The 12,049-nt window shown below is 57.5% G+C and carries 10 protein-coding genes; 3 read left to right on the top strand and 7 right to left on the bottom strand.

All coding sequences use genetic code 11. The features are described 5' to 3' along the window. Positions 1–85: 85 nt before the first annotated feature. Positions 86–1,282: a Fic/DOC family N-terminal domain-containing protein gene (locus AAFG07_RS34715; RefSeq protein ID WP_342724191.1), complete on the bottom strand. Its 1,197-nt coding sequence runs from the start codon at positions 1,280–1,282 to the stop codon at positions 86–88. 342 nt (positions 1,283–1,624) lie between these two features. Here AAFG07_RS34715 and AAFG07_RS34710 point away from each other — a divergent pair, with 342 nt between their 5' ends. Continuing rightward, positions 1,625–1,999: a hypothetical protein gene (locus AAFG07_RS34710; RefSeq protein ID WP_342724190.1), complete on the top strand. Its 375-nt coding sequence runs from the start codon at positions 1,625–1,627 to the stop codon at positions 1,997–1,999. Positions 2,000–3,649: 1,650 nt separating this feature from the next. Here AAFG07_RS34710 and AAFG07_RS34705 read toward each other — a convergent pair. The 4 genes from AAFG07_RS34705 to AAFG07_RS34690 are packed head-to-tail and all read right to left on the bottom strand — an operon-like array spanning position 3,650 to position 6,876. Next, positions 3,650–4,789 carry a hypothetical protein gene (locus AAFG07_RS34705; protein ID WP_342724189.1) on the bottom strand — a complete coding sequence of 380 codons (1,140 nt, stop codon included), beginning with the start codon at positions 4,787–4,789 and terminating at the stop codon, positions 3,650–3,652. Positions 4,790–4,812: 23 nt separating this feature from the next. After that, positions 4,813–5,397 carry a hypothetical protein gene (locus AAFG07_RS34700; protein WP_342724188.1) on the bottom strand — a complete coding sequence of 195 codons (585 nt, stop codon included), beginning with the start codon at positions 5,395–5,397 and terminating at the stop codon, positions 4,813–4,815. Next, positions 5,397–6,539, bottom strand: coding sequence for a HigA family addiction module antitoxin (locus tag AAFG07_RS34695; protein WP_342724187.1), 1,143 nt, complete (start codon positions 6,537–6,539; stop codon positions 5,397–5,399). Before AAFG07_RS34695 ends, AAFG07_RS34700 begins: the two co-directional genes overlap by 1 nt. Further along, positions 6,532–6,876, bottom strand: a complete 345-nt coding sequence (locus AAFG07_RS34690) for a hypothetical protein (RefSeq protein ID WP_342724186.1) — start codon at positions 6,874–6,876, stop codon at positions 6,532–6,534. The genes AAFG07_RS34695 and AAFG07_RS34690 overlap by 8 nt, the downstream gene beginning before the upstream one ends. Positions 6,877–7,172: 296 nt before the next feature. Here AAFG07_RS34690 and AAFG07_RS34685 point away from each other — a divergent pair, with 296 nt between their 5' ends. Next, entirely contained in the window at positions 7,173–8,708 is a 1,536-nt protein-coding gene (locus AAFG07_RS34685) for a Fic family protein (protein ID WP_342724185.1), read from the top strand. 59 nt (positions 8,709–8,767) lie between these two features. Further along, on the top strand, positions 8,768–10,015 hold the full coding sequence (locus AAFG07_RS34680; RefSeq protein WP_342724184.1) for an HNH endonuclease: 1,248 nt from the start codon (positions 8,768–8,770) through the stop codon (positions 10,013–10,015). Positions 10,016–10,406: 391 nt separating this feature from the next. On the opposite strand, the gene AAFG07_RS34675 is transcribed toward AAFG07_RS34680, so the two are convergent. Together AAFG07_RS34675 and AAFG07_RS34670 are read right to left on the bottom strand one after the other, a co-directional pair. Then, complete coding sequence (locus tag AAFG07_RS34675; protein WP_342724183.1) at positions 10,407–10,625, bottom strand: hypothetical protein; 219 nt, start codon at positions 10,623–10,625, stop codon at positions 10,407–10,409. 343 nt (positions 10,626–10,968) lie between these two features. Further along, positions 10,969–12,003: a hypothetical protein gene (locus AAFG07_RS34670; RefSeq protein WP_342724182.1), complete on the bottom strand. Its 1,035-nt coding sequence runs from the start codon at positions 12,001–12,003 to the stop codon at positions 10,969–10,971. Positions 12,004–12,049 lie beyond the last annotated feature (46 nt).

Raw genomic sequence — 12,049 nt, 5'->3', positions numbered from 1 at the left:
ATGGTATGTGGACAATACCATGCGAACGTTTGTGCTACACTCTCCGGCATGAACGAACCATCAGATCATCATGGACTGATAATCGTCATGAAGGTGGGCTGGGAAGAATCGGATCTTCACCGAATGGGCGGTTGATAATCGACAGCGCATCAGGCGCAGTGAATACGCGGTTGCGGGCATAGCCGGTCCGCTCCACGAGAATCTTGCACTCGACAAGCTGCTCCACCGCTTGGGAAGCTGCCTGCACAGTGATGTCGAGAAGCTTAGCCAGGCGCTTCACGGTTAGAACTGGATAATGGGGTAATACATCGAGCGCGCGAAGGCTGGCAGAGCGCTGCCGGAATTTTCGACGCTCGCGCCACATAGCGCCAAGTGTGGCCAAGGCCTCGCGCATCTTGAGTAGCTCATCGGTCGTGCCGACCACTGCATCTGCCATGAACCCCACCGCCTCGTGCCACTCCAGCCGTTGCTGCGCCGCCTTGAGGGAGTCGTAATAAGCCGTCTTGTGGGCCTCGATGTAGGGCGAGAGATAAATCGGCATCATTCCCTCTGCCGCCATCATCAGCGGTAACAGCAGGCGCCCAACCCGGCCGTTGCCGTCGCGGAATGGATGGACCGCCTCGAAATGCGCATGCGCCACTGACATGCGCACGACGAAGCTCTGGTACATCGCCTGCATCCCCTCGCAGCGCATGTATTTCGTGGTGTCTTCGAGGCAGGCCGCGATATCGGCGGGAGGCGTTGGATTATAGGTCGAATACGCGATGTCGCCTCTGCCGCCGATCCAAACCACCCGCTCTCGGAAATCGCCGGGCTTGTCCTTATAATCAGCATCGCCACGTATAACGGCACGATGCAAATCCTGAATCAGAGCGGTCGTGAACAATTTCAGCTTTTCCTTGCGCGCGCGGGGTAGAAAATCATCGAGCGCGAGCGCGTAGTCGCGCACTTGCGCGGCGGCTTCGCCCTGCGGGGAATCTTCGCTTTCCTCAACTGACAGCAGTTCGTCGAGTGTGCTGTTCGTCCCTTCGATTGACGAACTGCTTACAGCCTCGCGCCGGGGCAATATGCGGCTGATGAGATAGGGGTCCTTGAGGTCCGCCGCGAGTGTCTCAATCCTGACAAGGGCCGTGTCCGCCGCCTTCAGCCGTGCGAGGACCGGCCCCACCGCAATCCCCTCCTCGGGCGGTGGCAGTGGAACGACCCCGTAATGGGCGTCGAACGGCAGCGGGAGCCGTTTCAGTCGCTCCCGGATGGCATGGCTGAGATGGTCGCGGTTCACGGGAAACCTTGGGTACTGAGGTTCAGTATATATCCTTATTAAAGGTTGTTTATAAAAACTTCAATAAAGAGCCCGGCGTCAGCTCTGATTGCAAGGAATTCGACGACTTTCGCCTTTCCGGCCTGTCTAGGAAACGCACTTGAAACGTTGTCCCGTTGGGTAGCCAGCGTCTCATTAGGGCGGCAAGTGTTCTTATTCTTGCTCATTAAACGGAGAGCCAAATGCGGTTCTCGGGCTGCAGCCCACCCAATTGTGGCGGGCTCCCCTTACAACCGTGTCCCCATGGAACCTACCTTTGCGGTTTGCGCCACCGGTCGAATTTCCGGCTGAAGGATCTCTCTCATGCCTGCCGCAACCGCTTACGTCCTCCACGTTCCCGAGGGCCGGCGTGACATTATTCTGAATTACGCCGAAGAAAACCGGTACGACGCCACGCGGTACGTCGCCGAACCCGTGCCGAGCTTTTCTTACGGCCGCAACGCGTTGGTCGTGCTGGCGTGCTTTCGCGATGGCGCGATCACGCACATCGCCGACGGCCGAAAGGGTATGTCGGCGGGGACCGGGTTGGCTCGGCTCAACATGCCGATGACGGCGCGCGATCCCAGCCTGGCGGCGAGGCTGGCGCGGCTTTCGGAGAACCGCGCTCGGGTCATCCGGGGTCTGACATCGAAAGAAAGAGAAAATGCTAATTGGGCACTCTTGGGACGGCAAAAGTGAGGTGATCGTCGAGCACAGTTGCCATAGCGCCACGGTGGAGCGATAGTGCCCATCTTCATCGGCCGTGGCGCCCGCTTCGCTCTCGAACTCGACACCCGAAAGCTTGCCGCTTGTGGTCTTAAAGTAGAAACTACAGTACGCTTTCCATCTATAGTACAGGTCAGTGCTATGAACTCGTTCGCATCGGGCGCGCGCGTTCGGTTAGGACGTGGAAGTCGCCGCGCGCCAGCTCACTTCCGCAGCGTTGTACATCTCAGCGAGATTAACGTAAGGATCAAGCTCGCGCTCGGCTCGCTGCGCGAGTTGCGGACCATGCCGGGGCCGGCTCGTTGCCGAGCCAACCACGGTCACTTAGCCTCCGAAAGGCTTGCTCTGATCGAGGTATGGTTTCACCCCGCTCCTCCTTCCGCGGCCGCGGCTTGCAGACATCTTATGGTGAGTTGTCGCACCGGGTTTAGCCGGCCGGCGTGATCAAGTCTCGACGGCATCCGCAAAGTCGAAGGAATCGTCGCCCGGCCTGCACTCGTCATCGAAGCATAGCGAGGGTATCTCGACCGGAGATGTCGGAGGCGTTCTGTCTGAATCATCCGGTGCTAACTCCCGCTTGACCGCGAAGATCACGGTTCGCCCGGTTTGGAGAACCGACCGGATAACTTTTTCAAGCTCGGCGATGGTCGGCTTCCGGGCCTTGGGGACCGAAACAGACTTGGCTTCGGTGGAGGCGGCGGCGTCCGCGATGAATAGATCGATCAGGTCGCCCAGGTAGATCTGGATCGTGTCCAGTCCGCCGTGGTGGTGGGAACGAGCTCCGGCAGATCGTCGAGCACGACCGGATCGTCGGACGTCCTGGCTCGCCGAGATGGTCGTTCGAGTTGGGGACGATTCGATGGCGCCACTCCTGGCGGTGCCTGGCGCGTCGCCGCATGCTTGTAGAGCCAGCCTGGAGCTATCACTATTAGCCGCGCGTCTCGTGGGGTAAGACCGACGTTGTGGAACGCCAGCCAGAGCCGGTATGGGACATCGCATGGAAGGCGCAGGTTCGTCTCCGTGGCCGCTATCGCAGGCTCTCCGCCGCAGGCAAAAAGCCCACCGTGGTCGTCACCGCCATCGCCCACGAGCTCAGCGGCTTTGTTTGGGCCATTGGCTGTGAGGTCGCCGTGCCTATGATGTAAATCCGCCGACCTGTTCGGCCGGGGGCCGAGCGCACGGTCAGGCAATCCTCGAGAGCCCAGTGGGCCGGTTCAATCCGATGCCCGTCCTAAGTCAGAGGTAGGCCGCGACGAAAAGCGCTCATGCGTTATCCAACCCGCGAATGGAAGATTGATCGACCGTCGCCATCGGCGCTTCGCCCCGACCCAACAGGAAAAAGAGTTCTCTGTCGCCCTGCCTTCGGCACGGCGAGCGTTCTCGCACATCTTTTTACTTGCAAAAGGACATGGAAGGGCTCCGCCGCTCGCGCGGACAAGGGTGAGCTCCTGGCAGCGTCGGGACCGGCCGGGCCGGTCTCTCCGACCTTCCGCGCGGACCACTTTTCGACAAGACCTATACCGACATCCACTTGTGCAGGCCGGGTGATCCTCCTCCGCCCCGGCCGCCCTTGATACCCCGGTCTCGCCCGGCCTTTGACCGGCAATCGAGTGCGGTACGGACTCATAGCGTTTCTGGCAGCAGGCCCGTGGCATGCTTCTGCGGCGGGCGCGGTGCACTTGCCGACAATTGCTCCAGCGTAGCTATCAACGGATTTCCGATTGTGCGTCGCAGTCGAGTTGGCCCACTGAGTTCGCCCCGGCATTTCGAGCAAATGCGACCGACGACCGGAGTAAAGGCTTGCTCGCCACGGCTAAATTCCATTTCGTGACAACGGCTGCATTTCAGGGGAACGACACGCGCTTCGAGATGCGGCAACGAGTTTTGCGCCATCAGTGTACGGACCATGGCGGGGTCCAATCTCACGCCATCTATTTCCACGGCGGAGAATGTGTCGTCAGGGTTGGCTATTTCACCGTCTGCCTTGTATGCATGCACGTGAATACCTTCTTCCTCCGCCTTCTCAGAGGACCAAATGATCGCGGCGTTCGAACCCCAGACTTGTATGCCACCGGGATAATCGCTCTGCTGGAGCTTGAGGACCCGTGCAGCTTGAACAGGCTTTCGCGGGACCAGCCCCAAGGTTTCTTGTGTTGCGCGAACAGGATTTCCGATCCCAACAACGGAATCGCCAAAATTCTTGCCGCAACCTGCGCACAGATGACGGCGGTGCGGGTGGACGCTGAACCAGTCTTTGTCGAGATGCGGATATCCACAATAGGTGCACCGGACGTCACGCATATCGAATCCGAATTCGCTGCTGACCATGTAGTACACGGCGTCGATCTCAGAAATCAGCAAGCCTTCCGTCGGAAGCTGATGGCCAATCACCCTGACCGCCCGATAGGTAGCGTCTATGTCTTTGTCCCCGTCGGAATCCCTCCGCGCGTGAACATGGATTCCAAAATCCAAGGGAAGGCGGGTCGTATCATACACGGGTGGAACAGCGCCCCATAGGCCCACTCCGCCGGGATATTGGTCGAGATCAAGATCGAGAATCTCATGAGGCAAAATCGGTGGAAGATGCGCCGCACGGCATGCCATCGCGGGCCGACCGTACTTGGCGGTGGCATCGGCTTTGTGTGTAAGGCACCAGTATCGCGTGCCACCGTCACGCCGTTTTCCGACAGGCGTAATATCGCAACCACCCGCCTGCTTTAACGCCGCTTTTTTTGGCGGGGCAAACATATCAAGCTGTCTCATGGCCGCGCCTTCATTTGAAAATCCTAGGCCGCTTCGGTCACTTTCTTCAGTGAAAGCAACCATTCACGCAGCTTAATGACTTGGTCTTCAGTCAGCTTTGAGCCGTAATGGCCGACGATCTCAAACGGTGATCCGCCGTTCTTCTTGAAGATTTCCCGAAGCATATCGAGCGTTTGCTCGCGACCGAGCGCGATCTCCGCTGAATCAACCAAGGAAATGCAATCGCTGCCCACGATATAATTGGGGGTCCGCTTGCCAAACGTCGCCGGATCATGAGTGTCGAGTTCGTGCTGTGCGCCGCTCGCATCGACGACAACGTTTCCAATCAGTTGACCGTCGTCACGCATTCGAAGGCGTTGATCAGGAAACCGCTCGTACGCTTGTAGGGCGTCGATTTTCTGCGCAACTTCGAAGCCGCCCATCACGAATTGGCGCACATTGGGAAGCTTGCCGGATATCACGAACAAATGGTCCCCTTCTTTGACTTGGCGCCTGATATCAGGGCGACAAGCTCCGAGGCTCGCCTTTGGTCCGAGGTAAGGGTCTTTTACATGTTTCCCAAGCTGCGGATCGTAGCCGCTGCTGGTTATAAAGATTTTTCCAATCATCATTGCCTCCAAGTCTGGTCGCCATCCTCAGCAAGCTGCCAATCGAGCTTTTGCTTGAGGGCGTTTCCTTGATGACGCGCCAATAGGCGCTCATGCTGCAATCGACCGACAACGATGCCCGGACCGATTCCGATCGCTTCCGCAAAGTCGTGAATGGCTTCGTTCGTAAAGCTTTTCTTCCGGACGAACTCGCCCAGAGCGGCAGGTGGAATCAGCGTATCGCCGGCAAACTGATTGGCTTCGCTCTCATACTGTTGCATTTCAGGATCTACGACCTGATCCGAAAGATTATCGGCTGCGTTATCCAGGACGAACGATCGCTTCCTTCTATGAAGGAGCACGTGGCCTACTTCGTGAAAAAACGTAAACCACATCTGATCGTCAGTTTTGTACCGAAGCGTCAGAGCAATGAGGGCTTTCCTGTCGGACAGCCATCGCGCACAGCCGCTTATCGCACAGTGAGGCAGTTCTGGAACCCACACCACAGCAACCCCTGCCGCCGCGCAAATCTTCTGGATTGGTTCCATGATCTCATTGGCCCGTGTTCTGGTCAGGCGCCTCAATTCTTCGATCGACGCGCGGAGTGAGTGCTCATTGAAATCCGCCGTCTGAAGTTCTGCCGCCACAAGCTCCGTTTCGCGGACCCACGCGGAAACTGCTTCGACGCTGGTCGCGAATTTTCGGGTTTGTCGGTACGCCACACGAGAAGCGCTCCACACAGCATTCCAGCTTTCAGGCGATGAGACGCCGAGGAAGTGGAGCAAGGCATCTACTTCAGACTGCCCCGGCTTCAAAAAGCGGAGCTTCCGCATATCCTTCAAAGGGAATTTGCGAGCCCAGTCCGACCATTGAGCGGACTGCGCGAGCTCGAAGTGTCTCGCCTCAGCTTCGTCGAATTGACGCTGAAGGTTCAGCCAAAAATGGGCGGGGCGCTGCAGTACCTTCTCCAAGGCAAGTGCCGTCGTCGCCGTAACCGGCGCCTTTCCATTACAAATCTCGCTGATGGTCTTTGGCGTGAGGCCTGTACGCCGCGCCAGATCGCGCTGCGCCCACCCGTGAAATTCAAGATAGTCCGCCACGACCTCGCCAGGATGCGGGACAGCCGTCGGCTGGAGCAGAGTAGCTTGCTGATCGCTATCCATGGGTATCCTCAATTGCTACGATTTCGATCTTCGTTATCGATGCCCACCGCTTTTGCTCATCAGAGCGGTCCTTCGGGGCATTCTCTTCGATTGGCACGAATAGCAGTCGATAGGGCTGTTTCAGATCGATCGAAAAGGTGCCCGCAAGTTCTCCTTTCAATTCATGGCAACGTTCAGGCCCAGACATAGGTGGCCATAAGTCCGCCAGCGACACGGCGGCCCGCAGCTCACTCAGTCGCAGCATGATTTTCTTCATCATGTCGCGGCCGTATTGCTTCTGACATACCGCTTCACTTTCGAGCGCCGCCTTGAGCTTGCCTTTGGCTCGCATTTCCATATGGTACCTGTTTAGTAATCATATACTTGGGCAATTGTGTTACCTATTAAGTAACAATAGATAGTCGATACGGAACAGCCGCGTCAAGGGGGTGTTCCCGTTTCGTGCCGGGTACAATGGAAGCCGTTTGGATTTTGGGACGCGTGATCGGGCGGAAATGTCGCGACTTTGCAATGTTTTTCAGGTGTTTCTAATTGAGAGAAGGTTTTTCATGATATAGAACTGAAATTCGGACAATGGCGTCTTTGGAGAAGGAATTTCGGGAACCGCAGAGAGTGTTTTTCAGAGGAGTTTGGGTGAGCGTGGTATTTTCAGGATCGGTGAGCGTTTTTCATGACCGGAGGCTGCCGGAAGCTGCCGTCCCGGTGGGTTACGCTGCCCTGATCGACGCTTACAAGTTGCCCGTTCCTGTCCCCCGGACCCTTTCGGCGATTGGCACCAAGCACCGAATTATGGAGCAGGGTGGCTGGCGCATCTATACGCCGCGGCACGCGCCGGAGGCCTCTCTTGAGGGGCACCTGACTTTTGCTCTCAAGAACGAGGGCGTGGACCTTGCCGTTCTGAAGCGACTTTTTCTCGCGGTAAAGGAAGCCGAGATCGCGGAGCTTGTACGGCAGAAGCCTACCGGTCTCTACGCCCGTCGTATCTGGTTTCTGTACGAGTGGCTGCTTGGCCGTGAGCTAAAGCTGCCGCCCGCAGACAAGGTCTCATATGTGGATGCGGTCGATACCGAACTCCAGTTCGCAGGGGCCGGCGAGAATTCGACCCGGCATCGTGTCCGCAACAACCTTCCCGGTACGCCGGACTTCTGCCCGCTGGTGTTCAAGTCTGCTGCGCTGAGCGAGTTTATCGCGCAGGACTGGAGGGAGCGCGCGCGCGCGGTCGTCAGCGCAGTTCCTAAGGACCTGCTCGCGCGGACGGCTGCGTTTCTTTTACTGAAGGATTCGAAGTCCAGCTACGTGATCGAGGGAGAAAGGCCGCCACAGGATCGTATTCAGCGGTGGGGCCGCGCTATCGGGGAGGCGGGTCGCGCGCCGCTCGATGAGCAGGAATTTTTGCGCTTACAGAGCATCGTCATCGGCGACGAGCGCTTTGTGAAGATGGGCTTCCGCCAGGAAGGCGGCTTCGTCGGTGAGTACGACCGGGATACGCAGCGGCCCATTCCCGATCACATTGACGCGCGGCATGAAGATATTGCGTCGCTGATGGCGGGCTTGATTGCTTTCGACCATAATGCCGAGAACGATCTCGATCCCATCATCGCTGCGGCAGTACTGGCATTTGGGTTCGTCTATATCCATCCGTTCGAAGACGGCAACGGGCGTATCCACCGCTACCTGATGCATCACGTTCTCGCGCGCCGAGGGTTTAATCCTGCTGGGCTGCATTTCCCGGTGTCGTCGGCTATCCTCGATAGGATTACGGAGTACAAGACTGTCTTGGAGAGCTATTCCAGCAGGTTGCTTCCCTGCGTCCAATGGGAAGCTACCCAGAAGGGCAACGTAAGGGTTCTCAATGATACGGCCGACTTCTACCGTTTCTTCGATGCGACGCCGCATGCTGAGTTTTTGTACGAATGCGTGCGCCAGACGATTGAGCAGGATCTGCCCAACGAAACTAACTTCCTTCGTAACTTCGACACGTTCCGTGCTGGCATCGAGAACATGTTCGATATGCCCGAGCGGACGCTCAACAACCTGTTCGGTTTCCTGCGGCAGAACAGCGGCACGCTTTCCAGGCGGGCAAGGGAGAATGAGTTCTCGCAATTGACCGCAGAGGAAGTGGAGAAGATCGAGGAGTTGTACCGAGCCTCGTTCCAGGAGAGCGAATGATCGAATTTCGACAAGTCGATCTAACTCGTAGCGAGAATCCGTGAGGCGGGAATTAGCCGATGGCGTATTTGTCGCTGATCGACGCGGCCATGCATCTGGGCATGCGGGTCGAAACCGTCGAATATCTTACTAAGAATTGTCCTAAGCCAGGCGAGAGCCGCAAGCTTAAGTTTGTCAAATCGAACGAAGGCCCGATCTTCAACGAAGGGGAACTGTCGTCTTACGCCGAATATCTGACGAAGCCATGGCCGCTGCCGAAAGAAGGCACCCGTCCCAACATTCCGAAAATCTTCAAAGATGACGTGAAGGAAGAGTCCTATCACGGATGCGCCGTGTGCGGTCACATGGACAATGGCGAGGTCGCTCATATCGAAGCCGTAGCCACGACGCTGAACAATGCACCAAGCAACCTCATCTATCTCTGTCCCAATCACCACACCAAATACGATCTCGGTTTCAAGGTAAACTCGAATGTCACGGCGGAAGAGATCAAAGCAGCGAAACTGCTGAAGAGGAATGCCCGGTTTCGGTTGCTGAAATACGAATCGCTTGCAACCAAGTCGCTACTGTCGCTGATCAAGTTCGTCAAATCGGTTGAAGAAAAGATCGGCACGGCAAAGAGCAAAAATCTCAAAACGATCCACTTGGCGGAGCTGAATGGTCTTCTGGCGGAGGTTCCAGGCCTAGTGAAGGCTGCCCAAGCGCAAGCCAAAAAGGATGCGCCCGGGACCGAGCCCGACAAGGCGCTTGTGAAGGTCGCACCGAAATTGGCAGCTATCGCAGCCGAGGCGCCAGCCAAGCAGACCGAGAAGGCCTCACGCGCGAAAGCGAAGCGTCTGGTTTCCGAGGTCGAAGAAGTCCTGATCGAAATCGACGAGGTAGACTGCCCGCATTGCGGTGGTCGTGGCCTTACAGGTCTCGTCGGTGATTTCTGCCGATATTGTAAGGGCTCGTGCGTTGTCATCGAGACCAAGCGAGATGCATACGATGCCGACGAGATCGACGAGGTTCTCTGCCCCCACTGCAATGGTAGAGGCACGACAGGGCTCGTATCCGATCTCTGCGCCTATTGCAGAGGGTCCTGCGTGGTATCCCACGCGAAGGCTCAAGCTTACGAACCCGATGAGATCGATGAAGTGCCCTGTCCCCGGTGCACCGGACGGGGAACGACAGGGCTTGCTGGGGACTTCTGCGCGTACTGCAAAGGTTCGTGCACAGTCAGCCAGGCAAAAGCGAAGCTTATGACCCGGACGATGTCGATGAGGTTGACTGTCCACACTGCACGGGAAAAGGCACTACGGGGCTAGTTGGAAACTATTGTGCCTATTGCAAAGGGTCTTGTCTCGTCAGCAGCGCAAGGTTCGAGTCGTACGACGCTGATGGCATAGACGAAGTCAAGTGCCCGCGTTGCGGCGGCAAGGGAACGAGCGGCTTCGCAGGTGACTTCTGCGGCCTGTGCAAGGGGGCGTGCGTCGTCAGCGAAAAGAAAGCGATGGCTTACGAGCGCAAATATGGACGTGACTAGACTAGGCTAACGAGTACGTCGTTGCCACCGACAATGAGCATGATTTCCCGGGAATCCAGATCATCAATCCCCTACGGGGCTCACCTGCCGCGGGCAGCCAGAAGGCCAGCGCTAGAGAGTACCCGTACCCCCCTTGGCGGAAACGGGATCGCTGGTCGTGATCAATTTCGGAATCACACCGACAGGTCGTGGTAGCCCGCCGCTGCCGACCATCGCCGGGCGATCTCCAGAGGATCGCCCTGCAACTCAGCATCGGCTTCAAACGCGTTGAACGCTGCCACCTTGCACCGTCCTTGCGTATGGTTCGGCTGATGCCGCACCGCTATGCGCAGCGCCCAATACATATTCCAGTCGGGCTTGCCCTCGTCGTCATTGGTCAGAAGATGCGACATGCCCGCTATCCTCTCGGCGGCCAGGTAAGCGGCTCGGTGCATGTGTCCCTCCGCACCTTCCACTCGATACGGCGCTTGTTACGCTGATACTTGCTTTCGGGTCCGTAAACCGACGGACGTGGCGGTGTCAGGCGTATGTCTTGCGTAACCTTCTGCCAATGGCCGCGGGCGTGGCAGAGTTGAACGAGCTGACAACAATACCCCCACATCCGCTCTGAGACCGCTCCCCGTCTGAAGCCCGTCCAACTCATGTTGGGGTGCCAGTATTCGAGGACGTCCATTTCTTGAATGCTCCCTGAATTTCCGACGATCGTCGGCGGCACCGATCTTGCGCGCAACGAGGTCAGCGTTTGGTCAATAATGGCGAAAGAGCACCAAGACCAAGCGCTCTTGATAGTGGATCGTCGTGCGTGTTCAGCAAGCCGAGCGCGCCGAGACCCGATCCCGGCGCAAACGACGCCAAACCCGCGCCGAACGAGTTTTGACCAGAGCCAAGAAGCGCACTCAGCGCGCCCAATTCTGGCGATGGAGCTGGCGTAGGAGACTTCCGCTGCCAATCTCGAACTTTGACACGCTGTATCGTCCACTGATTGGCGTCGATATCCAACCTCATCGAGCCATCCTTACGTGTTGTCGCCACATAGCGCCGTTCCAGAGCGTTGTTTGCGAACACTGCTCCAGTGCAGCGGCTGCGATACCAGGCGTTGGTGTCCTGGCTGTCATATTGGTGTTCGTCATCCGAGATGATCACGAGCTGCGGCCGGATCAGATCGAACAGTTCCGTGCAGCATCCGTTTTCCCGGCCATGATGGGAGGCAACAAACACGGTCGTGCCAAGCAAGTCGGCGCGGAACTCGGGTATCGTCAGCAGCCGCCGCCAGCCCGCTACCTCGAGATCACCGGTGAACACGATCTTGAAAGCGCCGAACTGCACTACTATGGCAAGGCTCAGATCGTTGGTCTTGTTCGCAGCGCCGGGGATAAAGGACCATGAATACCATCGGATTTGAATCGGCCCGAAATCCGGCTGCGCACCCGGCAATCCTCGCGGACGGGCAAGCCATGCTGCCAGAGCTTTGGACCCCGATCCCATTCCATCTTCTTTGAGAACCGCGAATTCCCGCGCTCCAATGGTGGGATTCGTGAGAATCCACGGCAAGTTACAGTATTCGACCATGCCTTTGAAATCGCTGAGGTGATCCTCGTCTAGATTCGTCAACGCAAGAAGGTCTATGGTTTGCCCGAAGTAATGCACCGAGGGAGTCCAGAATGTCTCCTCGCCCCAGCGGTCACCACAATCAATCATCATCCGCCGGCCGTTTGGCGCGGTGATCACGGCGCATTGACCGTGGCCGACATCGAAGAGTTCAACACGCATGAAGCAAGGCTCCTTACGAGAATATTATCCGATTCTATCGAGCCGC

The organism is Bradyrhizobium sp. B097, from assembly GCF_038957035.1.
Lineage (GTDB): Bacteria > Pseudomonadota > Alphaproteobacteria > Rhizobiales > Xanthobacteraceae > Bradyrhizobium.
Note: the sequence above shows the minus strand (reverse complement) of the source record. Positions and strands in the feature narration are given on the sequence as shown.